The organism is Marvinbryantia formatexigens DSM 14469 (assembly GCF_025148285.1).
Lineage (GTDB): Bacteria > Bacillota > Clostridia > Lachnospirales > Lachnospiraceae > Marvinbryantia > Marvinbryantia formatexigens.
In genome coordinates, this window is sequence record NZ_CP102268.1 from 3,936,350 (window position 1) to 3,962,051 (window position 25,702).

The window sequence follows — 25,702 nt, forward strand, 5'->3', positions numbered from 1 at the left end:
AAATAAAAACTAATGAATAAAATATTAACAATGTGTAAAGATATAAGAAAAAGCCGTAAGCCGGGAAAACATTACTACTTGACTTTTTTACAGCAAGATGCGATAATGAAGTCGGTAATAAAAAGTGAATATTCCTGGAATGTTCGACAACTCCTGCCGTTTTGAACCTACATTTACTTTAAACGGGATTCCTACATTGCCGGATTGGATGTCAGGCCCCCATAGGTCAGGGGAAGGCAGAAAAGCGGTTGCGGTTACCCACCTAGCATTGCTAGGAGTCAAGAGGCAGGAACCGGCATTCTGGGTGAGAAAGAGAGCCGCAGGGCTCTCTTTTGTAATATGAGCGGATTTTGAATGCTTTTTATCGGCGCGGAAAGCGCGAAGCATGGAAAATCAGTGGAGCTCATTTACCGGGCAGCTCATAATACGATGAGCCAGAGAGAAATTCAGCAGGAAGGAGCATTTCATTTATGGGAATCAAAATCAGCAGGTTCGGGAAATTAAGCGATGGAAGAGAGGCAAAGCTTATCACGCTTGCAAATAAAAACGGCATGACGATAGAGGTGACGGATTACGGCGCAACGCTGGTGTCGGTCGTCACAGCGGATAAAAACGGAAAGTACGCGGACGTTGTGCTGGGTTATGCGGATGTCACCGATTACGCGAAAAACGGCGGTTATTTCGGCGCGACGATCGGAAGATGCGGAAACCGCATCGGCGGGGCGGCTTTTACGATAAACGGAAAAGAATATCAGATCGATAAAAACGAAAATGGAAACAGCCTGCACAGCGGCTTTAAGGGCTATGATAAAATCATCTGGGATACGCAGGTGGACGAGGAGAATCTGACGGTCACCTTCTCGCATCACAGCCCCGATATGGAGCAGGGATTTCCGGGCAATTTTGACGTGACGGTTGCATATACTCTGACAGAGGACAATGCAGTAAAGATTACATATGACGGAAAGACGGACAGGGATACCATTGCGAATATGACGAACCACAGTTATTTTAACTTGGAGGGGCACGACAGCGGCAGCATCCTTGACCACATCCTCTGGATTGATGCGGACGGCATCACGGCGGTGGATGCGGAGTCGATTCCGACGGGAGAGATTCTTCCGGTGGAGGGAACGCCGTTTGACTTCCGCACGGAAAAACCGGTCGGCAGAGATATTGAGCAGGATAACGAGCAGCTCAGGATGGGCGGCGGCTACGACCACAACTTTGCGCTCAACACGGACGGCAGCCTGAAGAAAATCGCGCAGGTGAAGGCGCCGGTGAGCGGACGCGTGATGGAGGTATTTACGGACTGCGTGGGCGTGCAGCTTTATACCGGCAATTTTATCGAGAAGACACAGATTGGCAAGGACGGAAAAGCGTATGATAAACGCTGTGGTCTCTGCCTGGAAACACAGTTTTATCCGGATGCGGTAAACCATGAAAACTTTGCGTCACCGGTTCTGAAGGCAGGCGAGACCTATCACACGGAAACGATTTACCGTTTTTCCTGACGGATGATGCACCGGGAACAGATGGACGGAGCGTTTGCCGGGTAAACGCACAGGAGGCTGCCAGGGCACAGTCCTGGCGGGAGTTTTCCTGGCAAAGTACAAAAGAGGGGACAGATGAGGACCTGCGGGCGGCGTCTGTCCCCTCTGCGATTGTCTGAAAAACAGTTCCGGGAGGCAGAAATCTATGAAAAAAATCGTGATACTTTGCGGCTGCATAGCCGTTGTGCTTCTGCTTGGCTTTGCGGATGGCGTCATGCAGAAAAAAAGAATGACGGAGGAAACCATGCAGACGAAGCGTGATACGGCAGACCCGGAGGCAGAGAGCGGAGGCGGGGAGCGCACGGCGGCTGTCACAGACGGTGCGGATAACGGGGATTTCCGGACGAACCCTGCCACGGACGGCGCGGATGACGGGGATTTCCGGAGAAACCCTGCCACAGACGACAGCACGGATGACGGGGATTTCCGGAGAAACTCTGCCACGGACGGAAGCGACGCCGGAGAGGACATCCGCGTGCTGATAAAGACAGCCGGATTTGCCGGGGAATACCATGAGGAAATTGCTGTTTCCAGCGCGTCCGGCTTTTCCGTATCCGGAGAGAGCGGCGTCTGGCAGGTGCAGGGCGGGGAAACCCGGATATTTACCGCACAGTCGGAGGTCTTTGGCAGCGACGGTGTGCTGTATCTGGAGGCGGAGAACGGGCAGTTTGAGATTCACGGGCTGCAGCGGGCGCGGCCGTCGGAAACCTACGAGGGCAGGCTGGAAATCCGCCGGATGGAAGAAGGACTTCTGCTGATTAACGAGCTTTCGCTGGAGCGCTATCTCTGCGGCGTCGTTCCGAGTGAGATGCCATCCTCTTACCCGGAAGAGGCGCTGAAGGCGCAGGCTGTCTGCGCCAGAACCTACGCTGCAAAACGGATGCGGGAGGAGAGCGCCTCCGCTTTTTTTGCGGATGTGGACGACAGCGTATCCTATCAGGTGTATAACAACCAGGAGCATTCACAGGCAGCGGATAATGCGGTGGCGGCGACGGCGGGCAGAGTGCTCGCGGAGGCGGACGGACTGATTGACGCGCTTTATTATTCCACCTCGTGCGGGCTTGATCTGCACATGGATCTGTCCGGGGAAACGGTTTTTGCGGCATTTCTGCAGACGGACGGGACAAGGGCATACGAGGCGGGAGAGCCGTGGTACCGCTGGCAGACGGAGATTTCTCTGGCAGACCTGCCGGGCGTCCTGGCGCTTACCGTGCAGGAGCGGCAGGAGAGCGGGGTGATAGAAAAGCTGGAGGTCACATATGAAAACGGCGGGAGCGCCGTTGTGGAGGGCGAGTATGAAATCCGGAAATACCTCGCCGGGGCAGCCGGAGCCGTCACTTTGCAGGACGGCGAGATATTTACGGAAATGGAGCTGCTGCCGAGCGCTTTCTGTATTCTGCAGCCGCAATACCGGGAGGGCGACCTTACCGGCTATCGTGTGCTGGGCGGAGGCTACGGTCACGGAAACGGCATGAGCCAGAACGGTGCAAAGCATATGGCGGAGGAGGGACTTGACTATCAGGAAATTCTGCATAATTATTATGAAGATGCGGAATTATTATCATTAAGTGAGGAATGAATGTGAATGGAGTGAACATCAATGAAGAAAGTTACTGTGGACGAAGGGAACAGTAACGGAAGATTTGTCCACACCCGGATATGGAGGTGGTAGACAGCAAAAAAGAAAAGTGGTATGATTTATCTGTCTGAAAATACGGCAGAGGGACGCCGGGGATGCAAAAAGGACGGAGCAGAAGAGAAAAACGCATGGGAGAAGGATACTATGGAACGGTTCTGGAAGTTTTACAAATTATTCCGCCGCTTTATGAGAAAAATGAAAAAAGACAGGGTAGATGCGTTTGCAGCGCAGTCCGCTCTGTTTATTATCATGGGCTTTTTTCCGTTTTTTATGCTTCTGCTGACCCTGATCCAGTATACGCCGCTGACGTCGGATATGGTGATGGATTTGCTGATGGAGATACTTCCCTCCAGCTTTTATGATTTGATTGCCGGAATTGTGGAAGAGCTTTTCAGCAGCTCTACGGCGCTGCTCTCCGGAACGGTGATCGCGGCTCTGTGGGCGGCGGCGAGAAGTGTGCTCGCAATTACAAACGGACTGAATTCGGTGCGCGGTGTTGAGGAAAACCGGAACTATGTTTTTATGCGTCTGCGCTCCGGTCTTTATATTTTATTTTTGATTTTTGCTATTGTGCTCGCCTGTATACTGCTTCTGTTCGGCAATCTGCTTCAGAATACGGCATTCCAGTATTTCCCGGTGCTGGGCAGCTTTACCGGGATGATTGTTCTGGTGCGCGCAGTGATATCCATGCTGGTTCTGTCGCTGGTATTCCTTGCGATGTACTGCTCGCTGCCGAACTGCAAGATAAAAATTATCCGGCAGATTCCGGGCGCGGTATTTGCGGCGTCCGCCTGGGCGATTTATTCCTATGGTTTTTCCCTTTACTTTGATTACGCCAGCCATTCCACCAGTATTTACGGAAGCCTGACGACCGTCGTGATGATTATGCTCTGGCTGTACTTCTGTATGTGGCTGTTATTTGCCGGGGCAGAGGTAAACTGCTATCTGGAATATCCGGATGCATTTATGGAAGAAGAAAGCACTTGACAGAAAAAGGATTTGTGGTAAACTAAAAGGCAGATAAAGGCAATGAAGGTGTCAGTAGAGCATTATTTTCCGCCAGAGAGAGGATGTCAGCGGCTGGAAGCATCCCTAGGTTCCTGTAATGCGTCGAATTTCCCACCGGAGCTGCATTTCTGAACGCAGGGCAGTATTCTTCGTTATAAGGCGCATGTCAGTAGGAAATGACGTCTAGGCACGTTACGCTGATACGAGTGCCTGCCGGCGGCAGGAAACAGGGTGGTACCACGGATTATAAGCTTCGTCCCTATGCGGGACGGAGCTTTAGTTTTTTGCGCGAAAGCAACAAGCCGTGCGAAGACAAAAGCGCGGGGCTTTCGCGTATGCTGGCATACATGCAGAGACATGAGCTTTTGTCTTCATAGGGCGAAAGCCCGCGACCGGGGAAATGCGGAGCATTTCCGAGGGGCACGGCTTGGAAGATACCGCTTACAACCAGATGGAAGGAGAAGATTATGAAAGAAAAATTGCAGGCTATCAGAGAAGAAGCCATGAAACAAATCCGGCAGTCTGACGCGCTGGACAAGCTGAACGATGTGCGTGTGGCGTTTCTTGGCAAGAAAGGAGAGCTGACGGCTGTTTTAAAAAGCATGAAGGACGTTGCTCCGGAGGAGCGTCCGATGGTCGGTCAGATGGTCAATGAGACAAGAGCCGCTATCGAGAACGTTCTGGAGGAAACAAAGCAGAAGCTGGAGGCGGCCGCAAGAGAGGCGCAGCTTAAAGCGGAGGTAATCGACGTCACACTCCCGGCGAAGAAAAACAACGTCGGGCACCGTCATCCGAACACGATTGCCCTGGAGGAAGTGGAGCGCATCTTCATCGGCATGGGCTATGAGGTAATCGAGGGTCCGGAGGTGGAATACGACCTTTACAACTTTGAAAAGCTGAACATTCCGGCAAATCATCCGGCAAAGGATGAACAGGATACTTTTTACATCAATAAAGACATTGTACTGCGCACACAGACCTCCCCGGTGCAGGCGCGCCGCATGGAGCAGGGAAATCTGCCCATCCGCATGATTTCTCCGGGACGCGTGTTCCGCTCCGACGAGGTGGACGCGACGCATTCGCCGTCCTTCCATCAGATTGAGGGGCTTGTCGTTGACAAAAATATCACCTTTGCCGATCTGAAGGGTACGCTGGAGGAATTTGCCAGAGAGCTGTTCGGACCGGAGACAAAGACGAAATTCCGTCCGCATCACTTCCCGTTCACAGAGCCGAGCGCCGAGGTGGATGTAAGCTGCTTTAAGTGCGGCGGAAAGGGCTGCCGTTTCTGCAAGGGTTCCGGCTGGATTGAAATCCTCGGCTGCGGCATGGTTCATCCGCATGTACTGGAAATGTGCGATATCGACCCGGAGGAATATACCGGTTTTGCGTTCGGCGTCGGTCTGGAGCGTATCGCACTGCTGAAATACGAAATTGACGACATGCGTCTGTTATACGAAAATGACATTCGCTTCTTAAAGCAGTTTTAGTTACCATGCATCCGAAGGGAGCTGCCGGCGGCAGGTTCTGAAGGTGTTACGGTGAAGGGCTGAAAGATGGGAAAACAGAAAGGATATCAGTTATGAATACTTCATTATCATGGATTAAGGCATATGTTCCGGAGCTGGAATGCACAGCCCAGGAATACACAGACGCAATGACACTGTCCGGCACGAAGGTGGAGGGATTTGAAAAGCTCGACCGGGATCTGGAGAAGATTGTCATCGGACAGATTCTCTCTATAGAAAAGCATCCGGATGCGGATAAGCTTATCGTCTGCCAGGTGGATGTCGGGACGGAGACGGTGCAGATTGTCACCGGCGCCCCGAATGTAAAGGAAGGCGATAAGGTTCCGGTCGTTCTGGACGGCGGCCGTGTTGCCGGCAATCACGACGGAAAAATGACGGAAGGCGGCATTGCGATAAAGAAGGGAAAGCTGCGCGGTGTGGAATCCTGCGGCATGATGTGCTCCATTGAAGAGCTTGGTTCTACCAGGGAAATGTATCCGGATGCGCCGGAGTACGGCATTTATATCTTTCCGGAGGACGCAAAGGTCGGGGAGAGCGCGGTGAAGGCGCTCGGCCTGGACGACGTGATTTTCGAATATGAGATTACCTCAAACCGTGTGGACTGCTACAGCGTGCTCGGTATCGCGCGCGAGGCGGCGGCAACATTTAACAAACCGTTTGTGCCGCCGGTGGTAAAGGCGACCGGAAACAATGAGGACGCAAACGATTACGTGAAGGTAACGGTGAAAGACACGGATCTGTGCCCGCGCTACTGCGCAAGAGTAGTGAAAAATATCAAAATCGCCCCGTCACCGCTCTGGCTGCAGCGCCGTCTGGCGGTGAACGGTATCCGCCCGATCAACAACGTGGTCGACATCACAAACTATGTGATGGAGGAATACGGGCAGCCGATGCACGCTTACGATTATGACACGCTTGCGGGACATGAAATCGTGGTGCGCCGCGCGGAAAAAGGGGAAAAGTTTGTAACGCTGGACGGGCAGGAGCGCACGATGGACGATTCTGTGCTGATGATCTGCGACGGCGAGAAGGCGGTCGGCATCGCCGGTATCATGGGCGGAGAAAACTCCATGATTACGGACGACGTAAAAACGATGATGTTTGAGGCAGCCTGCTTCGACGGCACCAATATCCGTCTTTCCGCAAAGAAAATCGGTCTGCGCACCGATGCGTCCGGAAAATTTGAGAAGGGGCTGGACCCGAACAATGCCCAGGCGGCAATCGACCGCGCCTGCCAGCTTATGGAAGAGCTGGGAGCCGGTGAGGTAGTTGGCGGTATGGTGGACGTGTACCCGGAAAAGAGAGGCTCCGTGCGGGTTCCGTTTGAGCCGGAGAAGATAAATGCGCTTCTGGGAACCGATATTTCCGCAGAGGAAATGCTGGGCTATTTTAAGCGCGTTGATCTGGAATACGATGAGGCGGCAAAGGAAGTCGTTGTGCCGAGCTGGCGTCAGGATGTGCTGCGCACGGCGGACCTTGCGGAGGAAGTGGCAAGATTTTACGGATACGACAATATACCGGTCACCCTGCCGAAGGGAGAGGCGACCACCGGAAAGCTGCCGTTCTATCTGCGCGTGGAGCAGGTAGCGCGCGATATCGCGGAATACTGCGGATTCTCCCAGGGATACTGCTATTCCTTCGAGAGCCCGAAGGTGTTCGATAAGCTGCTGCTTCCGGCGGATGATAAGCTGCGCCAGGCGGTGCCGATTTCCAACCCGCTGGGTGAGGATTTCAGCATTATGCGCACGCTGCCGCTGAACGGTATGCTGACCTCGCTGGCGTTCAACTACAATCACAGAAATAAAAATGTGCGTCTCTATGAGCTGGGCAATATCTATCTGCCGAAGCAGCTTCCGCTGACAGAGCTTCCTAAGGAGCGGATGCAGCTTACGCTTGGCATGTACGGGGATGGCGATTTCTATACGATGAAGGGCGTCGTGGAGGAGCTCTTTGAGAAAACGGGACTGCGCGATACGGTTACGTATGACCCGAAATCCGGCAGACCCTACCTGCATCCGGGACGCCAGGCAGATATTATCTATAAAGGAGAACTGCTCGGCTACATCGGCGAGCTGCACCCGGCGGCTGCAGATAATTACGGAATCGGCGAGCGCGCTTATATCGCGGTGCTTGATATGCCGGCGGTGGAGAAATTTGCTACCTTCGACCGCAAGTTTGAGGGTATTGCCAGATTCCCGGCAGTTACCCGCGATATCAGTATGGTTGTTCCGAAGAGCGTGCTGGCGGGCGACATTGAGGCGATGATTGCACAGCGCGGCGGAAAGTATCTGGAGAGCTACCGTCTGTTCGATATCTACGAGGGCGCCCAGATCGAGGAGGGCTATAAGTCGATGGCTTACTCTATTGTGTTCCGGGCAAAAGATAAGACGCTGGAGGAAGCGGACGTCGCGGCGGCAATGAAGAAGATTCTGCACGGTCTGGAATCAATGGGTATCGTGCTGAGACAGTAAGGTGATAGTCTGTGAAAATGTATATTATACGCCACGGGGAGACGTCCTGGAACCGGGAACGCCGCCTGCAGGGCAGAAGCGATATTCCGTTAAATGAAAATGGACGTGCGCTCGCGCGGGCGACGGCGGCGGGAATGAAGGATATTCCGTTTGACCTGGCGTTTACCAGTCCGCTGCAGCGTGCCAGGGAGACGGCGCAGCTTGTGCTGGCGGGCAGGGATGTTCCGCTGATAGCAGATGAGCGGCTGATAGAAATCAGCTTCGGTGTCTGCGAGGGTATGCACTGGACAGAGGAGGATTCGGCGGAGGGCGGCGAACGCATTTCCAATTTCTTCAATCACCCGGAGCGCTATGTGCCCGCGGAGGGCGGCGAGACACTCAGGCAGCTTGCAGAGCGGACTGCGGATTTTATGCGGGATGTCTGCAGCCGACCGGAGCTGGCAGAGAAGACCATTCTGGTTTCCACGCACGGCGCGGCGTCGCGGGGGCTGCTGAACAGTCTGCGCACCTGCGATACAGATGATTTCTGGGGAAGCGGCGTTGCGCCCAACTGCGGAGTGGCGATTGTGGAGCGCAAAGAGGACGGTACGCTGGCGCTGCTTAAAGAGAAACTGATTTACTACTGAAAATACAGAGAAGAAAACGGCAGGCGGAAGCGTGCCGTTTTCTGGGATTCTGACGGATAGGAGTTTTTATTATATGAAAACATCTGATTTTTATTTTGATCTGCCGCAGGAGCTGATCGCGCAGGACCCGCTGGAGGATCGTTCCTCCTCACGGCTTCTGGTGCTTGATCGCAGAACCGGGCAGATGGAGCATCATATTTTTAAGGAAATCGTACATTATCTGAATCCGGGCGACTGCCTGGTAATCAACGATACAAAGGTGATTCCGGCGCGTCTGTTTGGCAGTAAGGTGGGAACGGACGCGAAGATTGAGATCCTGCTGCTGAAGCGGCGCGAGGGAGACGTCTGGGAGACGCTGGTAAAGCCGGGTAAAAAGGCGAAGCCGGGCACGCAGATTTCGTTTGGCGATGGAATTCTCATGGGAGAGGTGCTGGAGGTCGCTGAGGATGGAAACCGGCTGATTCGTTTTACGTATGAGGGTATTTTCGAAGAAATCCTCGACCGGCTCGGACAGATGCCGCTGCCGCCGTACATCACCCACCAGTTAAAGGATAAAAACCGTTATCAGACAGTCTATGCGAAGCACGACGGCTCTGCGGCGGCTCCGACAGCCGGACTGCATTTTACACCGGAGCTTCTGCAGGAGATACGCGATAAGGGCGTCAATATCGCGCATGTGACGCTGCATGTGGGGCTTGGCACCTTCCGTCCGGTGAAGGTGGAGGAAGTTACGCAGCATCATATGCACTCCGAGTTTTATATGGTGGAAGAGGAGCAGGCAGAATTGATCAACCGTACAAAAGCGAACGGTGGAAAAATCATCTGCGTGGGAACGACAAGCTGCCGGACCATTGAATCTGCAGCGGATGAAAACGGTATTCTTCATGCGGGCAGCGGCTGGACGGACATTTTCATTTATCCGGGTTACCGCTTTAAAATTCTGGATGAACTGATCACCAATTTCCATCTGCCGGAATCCACCCTCTTGATGCTGGTATCGGCGCTTGCCGGAAAAGAAAACATCGAGAAGGCATATGCGGAGGCAGTGAAGGAGCGGTACAGATTCTTCAGTTTTGGCGATGCTATGCTGATTAAGTGAACAAAGAAATGTTTTTGAGATAATTATAAACAAAATGTATCAAAAAATAGTAGAAAAGATGTAAAATATATGTTATGATGAATGTGCTGCCGAACCTCCAGCAGAAGGGAGGTGATTGCTTATGATAGACGTAATCGCATTTCTTGTCTCGGTCGCAGCAGGTGTAGTCAGCTACTATATCTGCAAATGGCTGGACGGGGACGAATAGGCAGCACAGTCTAAAGGTGTAAGCCACCTTACATAAACGGCATAGAAAAACCCAGGGGAAGCAGCCCCTGGGTTTTTCGATTGCTCATGAAATTTGTAATCGCATTTCTTAGCTGTTTTCATTATATGCCATTCTGGCAGGGAAGTCAACCTTTTCTTTTGAAAAGCTTATCCATTACTAAACAGTCTGCCTGTCCATTTTTCCTGTGCATAAACGGTAACATGTTCAGATTAGCTTCGCCATTTCCGAAAAGGTATCCAGGATATGCTCTGTCAGGACAGCCGGGCTCTGCTTCATTCCGGTGTGTACCCAGTAAATGAGAGCGGACCACAGACCGCCCTGCGTGAAATAAAAGGCGTACTGACCAAATTCCACAGTTTCCGAGAGGGTGTCCGGGAGATTATCCTGCACCCGGTGCCCGACATGGTGATAAATCATCAGCTCCTGCCGCTCTCCGAGAAAATGAAGAAGGCGGTGCTTATCCAGCAGTGTAAGAAAATCCGTATGCTTCTGCCAGAATTCAAAATAAGCCAGACAGAAGGAGCGGGGCGTGAGCGCGCCCTTCTGGCTGGTCAGCTCCGCCATTTCATGCAGCAGCCCCGCGTAATACAGGCAGAGGATATCGTCCCTGGATTTAAAATACCGGTAGAAGGTGCGCCGGTCATACTGCGCCCGCTCTGAAAGCGCGGAGACGGTAATCTCCCCGTAGGGCTTTTCCACCATCAGGGCGAGCAGCGCGTCAATAAAGCATTTCTGCGCCCGGTTTATAGTTTTATCTGTCGTATCTTTCATGATGATAAGCTCCCTTTTCTTAAACTCACTTTTCAGGATACTTCTGTCCGGTTCCCTGCAAAGAACGGAAAGCCGCTTTGCACATCTGTAAAAATGGAAATACTTCCTATTTTTCTGCATGTCTGAACTGTAATGTCACAAAAACGCAGAAATGTAGCACTTTTCGCCGGGCATTGACAAATGTCTGCCGTCATTATATCATAGATACAGGGATGTCACAAGTGCGACATTTTTAGAGGCTGCGAATCAGATAACAGGAGTTACCGCTTATTCCGTTCGCAGTAGCTGACAGGACGTCAGATGCGATATGACCCGGAGAACGGGTATTTTATTCCCGCGAGCAATGAGCCAAGTGCCGTGCTTGCACGAGCATTTGGCGGTGCTGTGTGCCGGGGGCACACGTTTAGCACCGACCGAAGTGAAACGCAGACCTGCCGCGAGGGTCAAAGACCCCGCTGCAAGCAACGGGGTCTTTGATTTGAATGCAGGTTAGTTAAAACTAACAAAAGGAGGGAGCAGTATGAAAAAAGACAGTGCGCAGAGAAAGACCGGATTTGCCAGACTGATGGAGCTGGCGGGGCAGAAGAGACGGAAGCTGATTGTGGCGTGCAGTCTGTCGGTACTGTCGTCAGCGGCGCGTATGGTGCCGTTTTTTACGATTTACAGTGTGATTTCCATATTAATCATGTCGCGCTTTGATTTGTCTGCGATATCGCGGGCGCAAATCGGGGTGCCTGCCGGGATTACGCTGGCGTCTGCACTGGTGTACGGGATCTGCGCATATATTTCCTCGGCGCTGGCGCACACCGCCGCCTACGATGTGATTTATGAGCTGCGCATCAGGCTGATGGACAAGCTGGCGAAGCTGCCGTCCGGCTATTTTACGGCGACTACCCAGGGCAGTATTAAAAAGATTATGTCGGACGATACGGAGCAGATAGAGGTTTTTATCGCGCATCACCTCTGCGATATCGCGGCGGCAGTCGCGACGCCGGTATTTACGCTGCTGTATCTTTTTTGCATGGACTGGCGTCTGGCGCTTGTTGTGCTGCTGCCGATACTGATTTCCTTTCTGCTGCTCGGCATCTGCCTGGCGCGGCCGGATAAGGCGGCGCTGCAGACAGAGATGCACGATGCGCAGGAAGCCATGCAGGGAACGATTGTGGAATACATACACGGAATGGCGGTGATTAAAATTTTCAACCGCAGCCTGAGCGCCTTCCGCCGGTATGAGGGAGATATCACGCGATTTGTCAATGCGGTGAAAAAAACGGCGAAAGCAAATGCGTGGCCGATGGCGGCTTACTACGCCTTTTTCGGGGCGCAGCTCCTTTTCCTGCTTCCGGCGGGCGTGCTGCTTCTGCTGCGGGCGGAGGATTACGCGGGCTTTCTGCCGGTGGTCTTTCTGTTTTTCCTGGTGGGCAGCGGTCTGAAGGAGCCGATTGAAAACATGATGCAGATGGTAATTGTTTCGGGAAAAATCATTGAGGGCGTCAGCCGGATGGACGGGATTCTTCTTGCGGAGGAAATCAGCGAAGGCACAGGGGCGGCGCCGCAGGAATACAGCGTATCCTTCGAGGATGTATCCTTTTCCTATGTGGACGGCGTGAAAGCGGTCGACCATGTGTCCTTTACCATGCGGCAGGGAAGCGTGACCGGACTGGTCGGTCCCTCCGGAGGCGGAAAATCCACACTGGCACGGCTTCTGCTGCGGTTTTATGAAACGGGAGAGGGCTGCATCCGGATCGGCGGCGTGGATATCCGGGACATTCCCCAGGAACAGCTGACGCACATCGTTTCCTACGTCTTTCAGGAGAATTTCCTGTTTCATGATACGGTGGAGAATAACATCCGCATGGGCGACCGGAGCGCAACGATGGAACAGGTGCGGGAGGCGGCAGAAAACGCCGGCATCCATGATGTGATTATGCGGCTTCCAAGAGGCTATCAGATGTAGGACGGATTTTGCGGACATTCAAAATAAAAAAGAATGTGGAGGTAACTAGACAATGGCAAAATCATTATTTGAGGAACTGGGCGGCAGATACGAGCGGCAAGGCGATTATTTAATACCGTGTTTAACCGTACCCTCCGAAGAAGAACAGCCGATAGGCACATGGGGACAGCGGCACTTGGACTATCTGAAACAGTACCGTAAGGTTACATACACCAATCTTCTCACAAGCGGCAAACTCAACGCTTATCTTGCCGACATCGACAAGCAGGCACAGGAACGCTTTGAAAGGCTCATAGAGGGCATGAAACAGGCACAGGGCATAACGGAACGCTTAAAGGAAGAAAATGCTTTAGAATGGCTAGGAAGAATGAATAACATAAGGGCGTGTGCGAGGGAGATTGTAAACGAGGAAATCATTTATACATAATAGGTTGGCGGCTGAAATGCCGCCTTTCTAAATTTCCAAAAGATAAATTTGTACTTATATATTGACATGGAGCGTACACCATAGTTTATTTTTATTTGAGGAGGTGTCCATATGAACTATACAACAAATGAGGTAGCGCAAAAACTAGGGATTACGAAAGACACATTATTTTATTATGAGAGGGAAGGTCTGTTACCCCAAATTGAACGGGATGAAATGAATAGACGGATTTATTCTGAATCGGATATTGAATGGATATTTTTAATCCGTTGTTTACGGGATACCGATATGCCGATGTGCAAAATAAAACAATATATTTCTCTACTTAAACATGGTGGGGAAAACTCCATACCAGAGCGAAAAAATATTTTAGTTGAGCATGAAGCTTTTATTATAGGGAAGATAAAGGCATACCAAGATTTATTAGTGCTGATAAAAAAGAAGATTGAATTTTATGACGAAGTTTTAAATGATAAAAATACTGAATCTCAAAAGTGTATGGATTATCTCATGGAATGGGAACATTTCAAAGAACTTCTCGGAGGGATTGCATATGAAAAATAATAAAATAGCTTTGATAACAGGCTGTACAAGCGGAATAGGAAAGGCTCTGTCTGTCAAATTTGCACAGCAAGGTTACAACTTGATTTTGGTAGCAAAAAATAAGGATAAATTGAAAGAATTATCAAATCATCTGTCGCAGACTTTCCGCATAAAATCAGTTTTCATTGTTTATGGACTAGAAAAGCCAGAAGCCGCTGAATATGTATTCCGTAGAGTACAGGAATTGGATTTGAAAATTGATGTGCTTGTTAATAATGCGGGTTTTAATGAGTTTGGAAGTTTTATTAAAACAAGCAGGGAAAAAGAGCATGATATGATGTACTTACATATGTTTTTTGTAACAGATATGATGAAATTATTCCTGCCCTCAATGGTAGATAACAAAGAGGGAAAGATTTTAAATATTGGTTCAACAGGCTCTTACATATCATGTCCCTATGATGCTGTTTATGCGGCAACAAAATCATATATTTTATCTGTGTCAAAAGGAATTAGTTCAGAACTCAAAGGCACTGGCGTAACAATCACAACTCTATGCCCAGGTTCTACAAAAACAGAATTTGCAGCTAAAGCAGGCATGGAAGATACTTTATTATTTAAATTGTTTGTTATGTCGCCAGAACGGGTTGCTGATATAGCTTATAAAGCTGTTATGAAAAGAAAAACGATAGTCGTGGCAGGAATTTACAATAAGATACTCGTTATGTCATCTTACATCCTACCAAATAGATTCGTTGATTATATTAGTAAGATGATGTTAGGAAAACAACGTCAAGTAGGATAAATGAAAGGCAACATTCAGAAGAAAATTCACTCTTGCATATTAAGGGTGGCATAATTGCCTACTTCCCGTGGTGGCTTTCCATAGAAAAACATATATAATGTTATTTTAGAGGTGATATATATGAATTTAGAAGAAAAATTACAAATGCTAAGGAAGAAGAATGGTTATTCTCAAGAGCAACTGGCAGATAAGATTGGGATAGCAAGGCAGACTGTAAGCAAATGGGAAAACGGACAGGCAATTCCAGAATTGAATGGCTTGATATTATTAAGCGAATTATATGGCGTAACCATTGACAGAATAGTGAAAGATGATGATGAGTGCAACATTTTATTATGCAAGAGTGCGGATATTGACCTCAATAAAGTTGTTTCCTTTTTGGTTTCGGCAAAAAAGAATACTTATCCAGTCAATGAAAATAAAGTACAATCTTCCAGAATGAAATCCAGTGATTTTTGTTATGCAGAAAATGAGTATACATATTATGATACATATTTAGGTGGAGAAAAATTTACTGGTGAAGAAGCGGTATGGTACTATGATAATCCTATTTGGTGCATGAATTATACTGGTCGGATTATAGGGGATAATTTTAACAATGGCTTTTTGAAAGAAGTTTTGTTGCAGGTTACGGAAAAATTCCCTTATCGGGGACCACAAATGTATACAAAAGGCGATTACCATTATCATTGTAAAGTAGATGGTGAATTTGTTTGGTTTCAAGGGTACGAAGATATTTTTTATTTGGATGAAAAAATTTATGAATGTTATTTTCATGGAGGCGTGATTCAATAGATGGATATTATAGAACAAAAAATAAATACGAAGGACTATTTAACGAAATCAAATTTGCCAGCAAGTGATTATGTGATAAATCCCTATGTCGTCTGTACTCATGCTTGTAAATACTGCTATGCAAGATTTATGAAAAGATTTACAGGGCATAAGGAAGAATGGGGAAAATTTATAGACATTAAGCAGTGTGAAAAACCTATTAACCTAAAGAGATTAAAGGGAAAATCTGTTTTTATGTCGTCTGTAACAGACTGTTATAATTCTTATGAGGAGAAATACGGCATCACAAGAAAGATATTAGAACAGCTTGTGAATGCAGATTGCCAACTTACAATTTCAACGAAATCAATGCTTATTTTACGGGATATAGAATTATTGAAAAGGATGTCCAATCTCAAAGTGGCATTTTCAATCAACACTTTAGATGACAATTTTAGGGCGGATATGGATAAAGGCAGTTCCATAAAGGACAGGCTTCATGCGATAGAGAAATTACATAATGTGGGTATCCATACGGTTTTGTTTATGTCTCCTATTTTTCCGTATATCACAGAATGGAAAGACATCATTGATAGTACGAAAGAGAATGTATGTGAATATTGGTTTGAAAATCTGAATCTTAGAGGGGCATACAAAAGCAGTATCCTCTCTTATATCAATACACACTATCCAGACTTAAAAGAAAAATATGAAGCAATTTATTTAAATAAAGACAGTGCATATTGGAATACGTTGGCTGATTTGCTCAACACGTATTGTGATGAACTGGGATTAAATTATGTCAATTACTTTTACCATGAAAAACTTGTTAAGGAAAAATTAAATAATCAATAGATAAATTGTAAGAAGGCAAATACGTCCATTGAATAAAAAAAACGATGTTCGATGGGCTGTATTGCTGTACCTTAATTACCCTCTAACTTTGTTTTTGAAGTTTGGAGGGATTTTTTTATGTCATTTTTTCGGGCAGTAACCTATCTGCTCATGCAATGCAGAGTTTATCTATACATAGCATATCGGGGATTAGCAGGAAGCCAGTTAAAAAAGTTTCCGTCTATGTCACGCTACTTCTCACTATGAAATCAGAAGTAGAATATCTACTTAACAGAAATTATATCACTTATAACCGTAAAGGTCACAGAGCCTTTGCGGTTTTTCTTTTGTCGTTTTTTATCGGAATATGCCGCATGGCTGTTTCTAGTGCGGGTTGTCGTTCGCCGCCTTTCCAATCTGGATTTTTACATTTTCAAAAATTCAGATTGGAGGAAATAAGGATGGCATATAACCACGGACGTGAGGACAGAAAGTGGCGTATCTGGAAAGAAGCCGAAGAAAAAGTATTGCGTGAGCATGGCGTTGATGAAGCGGTCATTGAGCAAATCCGCATAGAAGACAGAGCGGACTTTAATTCTAACAGGCGGTTTTACCGATGGACGAGCGACTTCGGGGAATACCTTGAGGGAATGGCGGACACCGAACAGCAGGCAGAACCGAATACCGTTGCGGACTTGCTGGACGAGATTGAGAACGAAACACTGTACCAGACACTGCTTACAGTGGACAAGCATACCCTGCTCATTCTCCTGCTGAAAATGCAGGGGTATTCCACAAGGGAGATTGCGGCAATGGCAGGGCTTACCGAAAGGGCGGTCTACAAACGCCTTGAAAGGCTCCGTAAAAAATTAAAGCCTATTTTTTATCCTTTCGGGGAAATTTAAGCATCCCCACGGGCTATTGGGTGAGAGGGCAATCCTCTCACTCAATTTTTTTCGGGAGGAAAGGAAATGGCATACGGGGCAAAGACATACACGCTTCGGGAGGAATCCACCGAAAGCGGCACAAGGTATCTTATCAGTTTTAAGGACGGGCAGGGGGAACACCACGAGTTAGAAGTGTCCGAGCAGTTATTCATTGAATTTCGGCAGATGGAGCGGAAAAACAGAAACCTTCAGCAATGGAATCAGCGGCACAGGGAATTTAACGAGGTATGGGATGAAACCCTTTACAGACGAGCGTTGCGAGTGCCTAAAACGCTTGATGAAAGAATGATTGAAAAAGAACGGAATGAATTGTTTTACAAAGCGGTTGCCCAACTGCCAGAGATACAAAGGCGGCGTTTCCTGCTCTATTACGAGTATGATTTCAACTTTTACCAAATCGCCGAGATGGAGCATTGCACCGCTTCTGCAATTCAAAAATCCGTTTCAGTTGCAAGGGAAAAGGTTAAGGCAGAAATGAGAAAGTATCTCCAACCGTGATTATTACCGCCCGAAAAAGAAATCCGCTTTTTATCGGCATGGGGATGGCGGAATTACATACTCTCACTTTTTCCGTGGGAGTAAATCTATTTTAAGGAGGTCACGCCTATGTGCAACAAAACCAAAGACACCGCCCGAAAGGAGGAATCCCATGCAGAAGTTACAGACGGTCAACGCCGACACGCTCCTTTATGAACCACTTGAGAAGCCGTCCTTTGTGGTGGACGGTCTGATCCCCACGGGCTTAACCTTGTTCTGCGGCTCACAGAAAATCGGCAAGAGCTGGCTCATGCTAAAACTCTGCCTTTGCGTGTCGCAGGGAATCCCCTTATGGGATATGCCCACACAGGAGGGCGATGTGCTTTACCTCTGTTTGGAGGACACGTTCTGCCGCATACAAGACAGGCTGTTCCATTTGACGGATGAAGCGAGCGGGCGGCTTCACTTTGCGGTGGCAAGCGACAAGCTGTCAGACGGTCTTATCGTGCAATTGGAGGATTATTTAAAAGAATATCCCGACAGCAGACTCATTGTCATTGACACCTTGCAGAAAGTCCGCACCGCTTCCAAAGACAACGCCTATGCAAGCGATTACGGGGACATCTCCCTTATCAAAGACTTTGCCGACAGGCACTCTCTGGCGGTCATTGTCGTCCACCACATCCGAAAGCAGAATGACAGCGACGTGTTCAACAAAGTGTCTGGAACGACGGGATTGACGGGGAGTGCGGACGCAACCTTTGTTTTAGAACAGGAAAGCCGTGCGTCCAATGCCGCCAAGCTGTATGTGACGGGCAGGGACACGCCCTATCAGGAGTTTACGCTCCGTTTCCATGATTGCAGTTGGGAACTGGTGGAGCGTAAGGAGCAGGAACAGCTTGCAAAAGAAGCGATACCAGACGTCCTTTTTCGGCTGGTGGATTTCATGCAGGGCAGGGAGGGATGGACTGGGACGGCAACGGAGCTTCTGGAACAGATGGGGGAAACGGGAACGCCGCCCAACATCATGACGAAGCGGCTCAACGAATACCGTGCCAGTTTCCTAAGCGAAAACAACATCCGTTACGGCTACCACAGGAAGAAAGGATGCAGGGAGATTTCCCTCACAAGGCAGTCGGGTGACGGTGGTGACGGTGATGACGGTTAGTTTGGGATACCCCCTGCTATTGTTACCGTCATAGCAAATGTATGTAAAGTCGGCGGCTCTGCCCTTCGGGAGAACACCCCGTAAACACAACATGCAGGCGTGGGCATTACTCGCCTTTTTCGGCTCGTAAAGCCACTCCTGCGGTCAGAAAAATCTACCGATTTTTCCGACTGCGTTTACAGGGTGTAACACACTACACTTTGCTCCGCAAAGTCGTGTGCCAGACGTTCCCTCTGGACTCCCTAAAAGCAGGGCTTGAGCCCTGCCCATCCTGCGCCCTGCGGCTACGGATGGAAGAATGTGCGGTGACAGTTGGCGGCTCCCGTGGGGGTATCCCAAAAACACCGTCACCACCGTCACCAACCGTCACCCTTTGGAAGATTACCTGCCGAAAGAAAGGAAGATGAACTATGCCCTATGCAATCCTGCGTTTCCAGAAACGAAAAGCAGGCGGCGTTGCGGCTTGCGAACGCCACAACGAGCGGAAGAAAGAAGCCTATAAAAGCAACCCAGATATTGATATGCAACGCTCCAAAGATAACTACCATCTTGTGAATCCGCCCCGTTACACCTACAAGAAAGAGATAAACCGAATGGTAGCCGAAGCGGGCTGCAAGGTAAGGAAAGACAGCGTGATGATGGTGGAAACGCTCATCACAGCTTCGCCAGAATTTATGAACCAGTTACCGCCCGAAGAACAGAAAGCGTATTTCCAGACAGCTCTTGACTTCATTTCGGAGCGTGTGGGGAAGAAAAATATTCTCTCCGCAGTTGTTCATATGGACGAGAGGACGCCCCATATGCACCTATGCTTTGTGCCGCTTACTCCAGATAACAAGCTCTCCGCAAAAGCCATCTTAGGCAACCAGAAATCCTTATCTGAGTGGCAGACCGCTTACCATGAGCGGATGTCCTCACGGTGGAACGAATTAGAAAGAGGTCAATCTTCAATGGAAACCAAGCGGAAGCATATCTCCACATGGCTCTATAAACTAGGCGGCAGGCTGGATAAACAGTATGAAGAAATCGTGTCTGCCCTCTCCGACATCAACGCCTTTAACGCAGGGAAAAAGCGTGATAAGGCTCTGGAACTGATTGCGGCATGGCTTCCAGACGTGGAGAAATTCTCTAAGGAAATCGGCAAACAGCAGGCGTATATCGACAGCTTGAAAGAGAGAATCGGGCAGGAATCCGACTATGCAGGGCGTATGCGTGATGAAAAGTACGAACAGGAACTAAAGGTACAGAAAGCCAACCAGAGGATATTTGAGTTGCAGAGAACCAATGAGCAGATGGGGCGGCTACTATCTAAAATCCCACCAGAAGTATTAGAGGAATTACAACGAACAGGCAAAACCAGACCAAAAGAAAGGTAGGAATGTGAATGAAGAAACAGGATTTTAAGGTATTAAAGACCGCAGATTTATATCCGTTTCCCGACAATCCTTTTCATGTGGTGGAGGATGAAATGTTATCAGAATTAGCGGAAAGCATTAAGGAGTTTGGAATCGTAACGCCGATAATCACACGCCCGAAAGAGGACGGGAACGGTTATGAGGTCATTGCAGGACAGCGGCGTGTCCGTGCTTCGGAGCTTGCAGGGATAAATACAATCCCCGCCTTTGTCCTGCCCTTAGACCGTGACCGAGCCATCATCACCCTTGTAGACAGCAACTTGCAACGAGAAAATATTCTGCCGAGTGAGCGGGCGTTTGCCTACAAAATGAAATCCGAAGCCATGAAGCGGCAGGGATTTCGCACAGACTTAACCTCGTCACAAGTTGGGACGAAGTTGCGGACGGACGATAAAGTGGCGCAGGGCTTCGGCGTTAGCAGGATGACCGTGCAGCGTTTTATCCGCTTGACGGAGCTGATACCGCCGATTCTGCAGATGGTGGACGAGGGGAAAATCGCCCTCACGCCTGCGGTGGAACTGTCCTTTCTGAAGAAAGACGAGCAGGAAAACCTATTCGCCACAATGGAGAGCGAGGAAGCAACGCCCTCACTCTCACAGGCACAGCGGATGAAAACCTTGAGCCAGAGCGGGCGGCTTGACATGGATACCATCTTTGCGATTATGACGGAGGAAAAGGGAAACCAGAAAGAAACCGTGAAAATCGGCATGGAGAGGTTAAAGAAATACTTCCCGAAAGGCACAACGCCGAAGCAGATGGAGGACACCATCATCAAACTTTTGGAGCGTGAATTGCAGAGGAAACGGGGCAGGGACAGCCGCTAATCTTCTCTTTTCGGGAGGTAAATAGAAAGCATTGCGAGAAAAAAGACAGCCAAATAAGACAGAGAGTTGAGGTAGTGAATGAAAGAAATCCAGTATGAGATTGTAAAGGAAATCGCCGTGTTGTCTATGAGCGACAGCGGCTATACAAAGGAAATCAATTTAATCTCATGGAACGGGAACGAGCTAAAGTATGACATCCGCAGCTTTTCCCCTAACCGTGAGAAGTGCGGAAAGGGAATCACGTTGACCGCTGATGAAGCGGCGGCTCTCCTTAAAGCATTGCAGGAAGAATTGAACAGCGGGGATTGATGGTATCTGATTGGCAGAGCAGGGGGATTTTATATACTCCCCTGCCTGTCTGGAAAGGAAGATTTGAATATGGGCGAGGATAAGAAAGCAAACAAAAAGAGAAAGCGTATTATGCCAAAAGCACCAGTGCAAATGATTATCAGTCGGGAATATGTCGGCACACAGACCGTTGCGGAAGCATTTATCCCGATTATCTCCGAGGATATACGGAGGGAGATAGCCGAAGATGACACCTTCGACAATGAGGATATATCCGCTTAGAATGTACGCAATGGAACATGAAACCTATTAGAGCAAAGACGGAGGTTTAACAGCATGGCAGGGATAAGAACGGAAAATAAGATTTATGAAGTCGGCATTTACTGTCGGTTATCAAAAGACGATGGCACGGATAACGAGAGTGCAAGCATTGCCACGCAGAAATCCATCCTCACGGATTATGTAAAAAAGCAGGGCTGGCACTTGGCAAAAACGTATGTGGACGACGGGTATTCTGGTACGAATTTCCAAAGACCGAGTTTCCAGAACATGATTAAGGACATTGAAAACGGACAGATAAACTGCGTGATTACGAAAGATTTATCCCGTCTGGGGAGGAATTACCTTGATTGCGGGCTGTATCTGGAAGTCTTTTTCCCAGAGCATAACGTGAGGTATATAGCGATCAATGACGGCGTGGACACGCTCAATAAATCAGCGATGGACATTACCCCATTCCGCAATATCCTAAACGAAATGTATTCCGCCGATGTGTCAGTCAAGATAAAATCGGCGTACCGTGCGAGGTTTCAACAAGGGAAATTCATGGGGACGTATGCGCCCTATGGGTATGTCAAAGACCCTGCCGACCACAATCATCTGCTGATTGATGATAAGGTGGCGCACGTTGTAAGGGAGATATTCGACCTTGCATTGGCGGGAAACGGACTTGGAAAAATTCGCAAGCACATCAATAGTCAGCACGTTTTACGCCCTGCCGCTTATGCGGCGGAGCAGGGGGCGACAGGCTATGAGAGATACTTTGAGGACAATGAAGAAAACCGTTATATCTGGAGTGAGAACAGCTTGAGGAATATTTTAAGAAGCCCTATCTATGCGGGGAACCTTGCAGGCTACAAACGGATTGCCGCCAATATGAAAAGCAAGAAACGTCCCTCTAAGCTGCCCGAAGAATGGGAAGTGATACCCAACACCCATGAGGGCATAGTCACGCAGGAGGAATTTGACACTGTCCAACAGCTTATGACGAGCCGCAGACGGGAAAAGAATAAGGGCGACTTTGAGAATATTTTTGCAGGCGTTATCAAGTGTGCGGACTGCGGCTACGCTCTGCGGGCTATGAGTGCCAACAGGAGGAAACGCCCCGACATCATCGACTGCGTACAATATACCTGTAATAATTATGGCAGGTATGGTAACGTCATGTGTACCGCACACGCCATTGAAGCAAGGGATTTATTTAACGCTGTCCTTGACGACATCAACCGTTTTGCGGATATGGCGGTGAATGACGAGCGGGCGGTGAGGGCGATTGAGAAGCGGCTCACGGAAACAGACCAGAGCAAAGCAAAAACAATGGAGAAAGAACGGAAGAAGCTGAACAAACGCCTTGCGGAGCTTGACAGGCTGTTTTCCTCTCTCTATGAGGATAAAGTCATGGAACGTATCACCGAGCGGAATTTTGAGATGATGTCGGGGAAATACCAGAAAGAACAGCTTGAAATCGAAGCAAGACTGAAAGAAGTAACGGAAACGCTCAATGAAAGCTATGAGAAATCGCAGGGAATCCGTGACTTCCTCTCCCTTATCCGCAACTATCAAGGCTTAAAGGAACTGGACGCAACAGTGGTAAATGCACTGATAGACAAGATACTTGTTTCGGAGCGTGAGAAGTCAGCGGACGGAACAGTAAAGCAGGAAATCAAGATTTACTATAAATTCATCGGCTTTGTCGGTGAATTACATATCACACCCACAAAGCGGTGGACAGCATTGCCCGCCAAACACTGTATGGTGTGCGGTGTTGAATATGTCCCTGGCTCTGCTATCTCAAAATATTGTCCGATATGTGCGAAAAAGGTGCAGAGGGAGAAGTCAAACGAGAGCAGACGCAGGAGCAGGACAAGGGACAGACAAGTATGTATTGAACTGTCCGCAAAAAATGACCGACTGACGGTAATCGGAGAGAAGGACGCATATCTCTCCGGCGGAGAGCGGCAGCGGGTGGCAATCGCCAGAGTGTTTCTGCGCAATACGCCGATTGTGGTGCTGGATGAGGCGACTGCCTATGCGGATGCCGGCAACGAGGCGAAAATCCAGGCGGCTTTTGCCAGGCTGGCGAAGGATAAGACGGTGCTCATCATTGCCCACCGGCTGAAAACGGTGGAGAAAGCGGATAAGATTCTGGTCATGAAAAACGGCGCTTTGCAGGGGCAGGGCAGCCATGCGGCTCTGCTTAAGAGCTGCCCCATGTACCGGGATATGGTGGACGCCAATGAAAGAAGAAGCCGGTGGACGATTAAAGATAGGGAGGCTGCGTTATGAGTGCTTTCAGAGAGTGGTTTGAGACCATGACGCTGGGACAGACGAAAAAATACATGGAGCTGCTGGCGTGGAGCCTGTTCGACAGCTTTGTGGTGTCGATTCCGTATGCCGTCATGATAATGGCGATGTATGTGCTTCTGATTCCGGTATTGTCTCCGGAAACAAAGCTTCCCCTGAACCGGATGGGGATTTTAACCGGGATACTGCTGGCGCAGTTTATCGGCTATCTGTTTATCCGCAGAAAATCTTATCTTGATTTCTGCACCGGCTTTGCCGGAACGACCCGGACGTCCCGCATCCAGATGGGAGAGCATCTGAGAAGTCTCAGTATGGGCTTTTTTGCCAGCCGCGATGCCGGAGATTTGTCTACGGTGCTTTTGCGGGATTATACGGAGATTGAAAATTTTGCCCAGCAGCTTCTGCCGCAGGTGGCGACGATTCTGATACGATTCCTGCTGGCTGTTGTGGTGCTGTCCGCTTTTGATGTGCGGATGACGGCGGCTGTGTTTCTGGTTATTCCGCTGGCGCTGCCCTTTGCCTTTCTGTCCCTGAAGCGGATGGAAAAAGAGAGCAGACGGCTGCAGACTTCCCAGCAGGAGGTGGCGGCGGGAATTCTGGAATATGTGGGCGGCATACAGACCCTGAAGGCTTTTCACATGGCGGGAGAGCGGTTTGAAACGCTGAAGGCATCTGTGGCTGGATGGCAGCATGCCTCCATCCGGCTGGAAACGGGGGCGGCGGCACCGGTCAGTATGGTGGGACGCTGTCTGCTGAACTGCGGAATCGGCGTTGTCATGCTGACAGGCGGCTTCCTGCTGACAAAAGGAGAGCTGTCACCCTTTTACTACATGGCGTTTATGCTGCTTTCCCTGACGATTTATGACCCGGTGCTGATGCTTTTTACCTTTATCGCGGATTTTTCGCGGACGGCAAGGAGCGGCGGCCGCATCCGGAGCCTGTTTGAGGAAAAACCGCTGCCGGAGGCAAAGGAAGGGGCGGCTCCGGAAAAATACGATATTGTATTTAAGGATGTAAGCTTTGCATACGGCAGGGAGGAGGTGCTTCACCGCATCAATCTGACCTTTCCGGAAAGAAGCGTCACCGCGCTGGTGGGACCGTCCGGCTCCGGAAAATCGACCATTACGCGGCTGATTGCCAGATTCTGGGATGTGACAGAGGGGGAAATCCGGATGGGCGGCATTCCAATCCGGAACATTCCTTCGCAGACGCTGCTTGGGAATATCAGCGTGGTGTTCCAGGACGTCTATCTGTTTCATGACACCATTGAGGAAAATATCCGCATGGGCAGGGAGGACGCCACCCATGAGGAGATTGTGGCGGCGGCAAAAAAGGCAGCCTGCCACGATTTTATCATGGCGCTGCACAGGGGGTACCAGACGATGGTGGGAGAGGGCGGCTCCACATTGTCCGGCGGGGAAAAGCAGCGGATATCCATTGCCAGGGCGCTTCTGAAGGACGCACCGGTGGTTCTTCTGGATGAAGCCACCTCGTCGCTGGACCCGGAAAATGAGGTTCTTATCCAGCAGGCAATCTCGGCGCTGGTGGAAGAAAAAACGGTGATAGTAATTGCCCACCGCCTGCAGTCCATAAGCAACGCGGATAAGATCGTGGTGCTGGAGGAGGGAGCGGTGAGCGCGTGCGGAACCCATGAGGAGCTTCTGCGGGAGCCGGGAATTTACAGCCAGCTCTGGCAGGAGCAGCAGAATGCGGGAAGCTGGCAGATTAAAGCATGACG

Annotated in this window: 23 protein-coding genes, 1 other RNA gene and 1 other annotated feature; of the genes, 23 read left to right on the forward strand and 1 reads right to left on the reverse strand. The window is 49.4% G+C overall.

The window, feature by feature from the left end; all coding sequences use genetic code 11:
* Positions 1-128 precede the first annotated feature (128 nt).
* From ssrS to queA, 8 genes are all read left to right on the forward strand, one after another.
* Positions 129-311, forward strand: a non-coding RNA gene (gene ssrS / locus NQ534_RS18325) — 6S RNA.
* Positions 312-470: 159 nt separating this feature from the next.
* Positions 471-1,514 carry an aldose epimerase family protein gene (locus NQ534_RS18330; RefSeq protein WP_006863461.1) on the forward strand — a complete coding sequence of 348 codons (1,044 nt, stop codon included), beginning with the start codon at positions 471-473 and terminating at the stop codon, positions 1,512-1,514.
* Positions 1,515-1,698: 184 nt separating this feature from the next.
* A complete protein-coding gene (locus NQ534_RS18335; protein ID WP_006863460.1) occupies positions 1,699-3,132 on the forward strand; it encodes a SpoIID/LytB domain-containing protein in 1,434 nt (477 codons plus the stop codon).
* A gap of 114 nt (positions 3,133-3,246) precedes the next feature.
* Positions 3,247-4,179: a YihY/virulence factor BrkB family protein gene (locus NQ534_RS18340; RefSeq protein ID WP_006863459.1), complete on the forward strand. Its 933-nt coding sequence runs from the start codon at positions 3,247-3,249 to the stop codon at positions 4,177-4,179.
* A 33-nt stretch (positions 4,180-4,212) separates the two neighbouring features.
* Positions 4,213-4,464 (forward strand) — a binding site (T-box leader).
* 203 nt (positions 4,465-4,667) lie between these two features.
* Positions 4,668-5,687 carry a phenylalanine--tRNA ligase subunit alpha gene (pheS, locus tag NQ534_RS18345; RefSeq protein ID WP_074679882.1) on the forward strand — a complete coding sequence of 340 codons (1,020 nt, stop codon included), beginning with the start codon at positions 4,668-4,670 and terminating at the stop codon, positions 5,685-5,687.
* Positions 5,688-5,779: 92 nt separating this feature from the next.
* Entirely contained in the window at positions 5,780-8,197 is a 2,418-nt protein-coding gene (gene pheT / locus NQ534_RS18350; RefSeq protein ID WP_006863455.1) for a phenylalanine--tRNA ligase subunit beta, read from the forward strand.
* A 17-nt stretch (positions 8,198-8,214) separates the two neighbouring features.
* Positions 8,215-8,823: a histidine phosphatase family protein gene (locus NQ534_RS18355; RefSeq protein ID WP_006863454.1), complete on the forward strand. Its 609-nt coding sequence runs from the start codon at positions 8,215-8,217 to the stop codon at positions 8,821-8,823.
* Positions 8,824-8,896: 73 nt separating this feature from the next.
* Positions 8,897-9,922: a tRNA preQ1(34) S-adenosylmethionine ribosyltransferase-isomerase QueA gene (queA, locus tag NQ534_RS18360; protein WP_006863453.1), complete on the forward strand. Its 1,026-nt coding sequence runs from the start codon at positions 8,897-8,899 to the stop codon at positions 9,920-9,922.
* A gap of 433 nt (positions 9,923-10,355) precedes the next feature.
* Here queA and NQ534_RS18365 read toward each other — a convergent pair whose 3' ends face one another.
* Positions 10,356-10,922, reverse strand: a complete 567-nt coding sequence (locus tag NQ534_RS18365; RefSeq protein WP_157200752.1) for a TetR/AcrR family transcriptional regulator — start codon at positions 10,920-10,922, stop codon at positions 10,356-10,358.
* 520 nt (positions 10,923-11,442) lie between these two features.
* Here NQ534_RS18365 and NQ534_RS18370 point away from each other — a divergent pair.
* The 15 genes from NQ534_RS18370 to NQ534_RS18440 all read left to right on the forward strand — a co-directional run bounded on the left by NQ534_RS18370 (position 11,443) and on the right by NQ534_RS18440 (position 25,700).
* The gene (locus NQ534_RS18370; protein ID WP_006863451.1) at positions 11,443-12,879 is read left to right on the forward strand and encodes an ABC transporter ATP-binding protein; all 1,437 of its coding nucleotides are present in this window, start codon (positions 11,443-11,445) and stop codon (positions 12,877-12,879) included.
* A 52-nt stretch (positions 12,880-12,931) separates the two neighbouring features.
* On the forward strand, positions 12,932-13,306 hold the full coding sequence (locus NQ534_RS18375) for a TnpV protein (RefSeq protein WP_006863450.1): 375 nt from the start codon (positions 12,932-12,934) through the stop codon (positions 13,304-13,306).
* Between the two features lie 111 nt (positions 13,307-13,417).
* Complete coding sequence (locus NQ534_RS18380; RefSeq protein WP_006863449.1) at positions 13,418-13,870, forward strand: MerR family transcriptional regulator; 453 nt, start codon at positions 13,418-13,420, stop codon at positions 13,868-13,870.
* Complete coding sequence (locus tag NQ534_RS18385; protein ID WP_006863448.1) at positions 13,860-14,654, forward strand: SDR family NAD(P)-dependent oxidoreductase; 795 nt, start codon at positions 13,860-13,862, stop codon at positions 14,652-14,654. The genes NQ534_RS18380 and NQ534_RS18385 overlap by 11 nt, the downstream gene beginning before the upstream one ends.
* Before the next feature lie 120 nt (positions 14,655-14,774).
* Positions 14,775-15,449: a DUF5680 domain-containing protein gene (locus NQ534_RS18390; RefSeq protein ID WP_006863447.1), complete on the forward strand. Its 675-nt coding sequence runs from the start codon at positions 14,775-14,777 to the stop codon at positions 15,447-15,449.
* Positions 15,450-16,283, forward strand: a complete 834-nt coding sequence (locus NQ534_RS18395) for a radical SAM protein (protein ID WP_006863446.1) — start codon at positions 15,450-15,452, stop codon at positions 16,281-16,283.
* 440 nt (positions 16,284-16,723) lie between these two features.
* A complete protein-coding gene (locus NQ534_RS18400; protein ID WP_040784601.1) occupies positions 16,724-17,167 on the forward strand; it encodes a sigma factor-like helix-turn-helix DNA-binding protein in 444 nt (147 codons plus the stop codon).
* A 66-nt stretch (positions 17,168-17,233) separates the two neighbouring features.
* On the forward strand, positions 17,234-17,707 hold the full coding sequence (locus NQ534_RS18405; protein ID WP_006863444.1) for an RNA polymerase sigma factor: 474 nt from the start codon (positions 17,234-17,236) through the stop codon (positions 17,705-17,707).
* 151 nt (positions 17,708-17,858) lie between these two features.
* Positions 17,859-18,854 (forward strand): AAA family ATPase, encoded by a 996-nt coding sequence (locus NQ534_RS18410; RefSeq protein ID WP_006863443.1) that lies wholly within the window; start codon positions 17,859-17,861, stop codon positions 18,852-18,854.
* A gap of 410 nt (positions 18,855-19,264) precedes the next feature.
* Positions 19,265-20,230: a MobV family relaxase gene (gene mobV / locus NQ534_RS18415; protein ID WP_006863442.1), complete on the forward strand. Its 966-nt coding sequence runs from the start codon at positions 19,265-19,267 to the stop codon at positions 20,228-20,230.
* 8 nt (positions 20,231-20,238) lie between these two features.
* On the forward strand, positions 20,239-21,093 hold the full coding sequence (locus NQ534_RS18420) for a ParB/RepB/Spo0J family partition protein (protein ID WP_006863441.1): 855 nt from the start codon (positions 20,239-20,241) through the stop codon (positions 21,091-21,093).
* A gap of 78 nt (positions 21,094-21,171) precedes the next feature.
* Entirely contained in the window at positions 21,172-21,402 is a 231-nt protein-coding gene (locus NQ534_RS18425; protein ID WP_006863440.1) for a YdbC family protein, read from the forward strand.
* A gap of 111 nt (positions 21,403-21,513) precedes the next feature.
* Entirely contained in the window at positions 21,514-21,663 is a 150-nt protein-coding gene (locus NQ534_RS18430) for a stage II sporulation protein R (RefSeq protein WP_465220233.1), read from the forward strand.
* Between the two features lie 54 nt (positions 21,664-21,717).
* Positions 21,718-23,946, forward strand: coding sequence for a recombinase family protein (locus NQ534_RS18435; protein ID WP_006863438.1), 2,229 nt, complete (start codon positions 21,718-21,720; stop codon positions 23,944-23,946).
* Positions 23,943-25,700 (forward strand): ABC transporter ATP-binding protein, encoded by a 1,758-nt coding sequence (locus NQ534_RS18440; protein ID WP_006863437.1) that lies wholly within the window; start codon positions 23,943-23,945, stop codon positions 25,698-25,700. Before NQ534_RS18435 ends, NQ534_RS18440 begins: the two co-directional genes overlap by 4 nt.
* Positions 25,701-25,702: the final 2 nt, after the last annotated feature.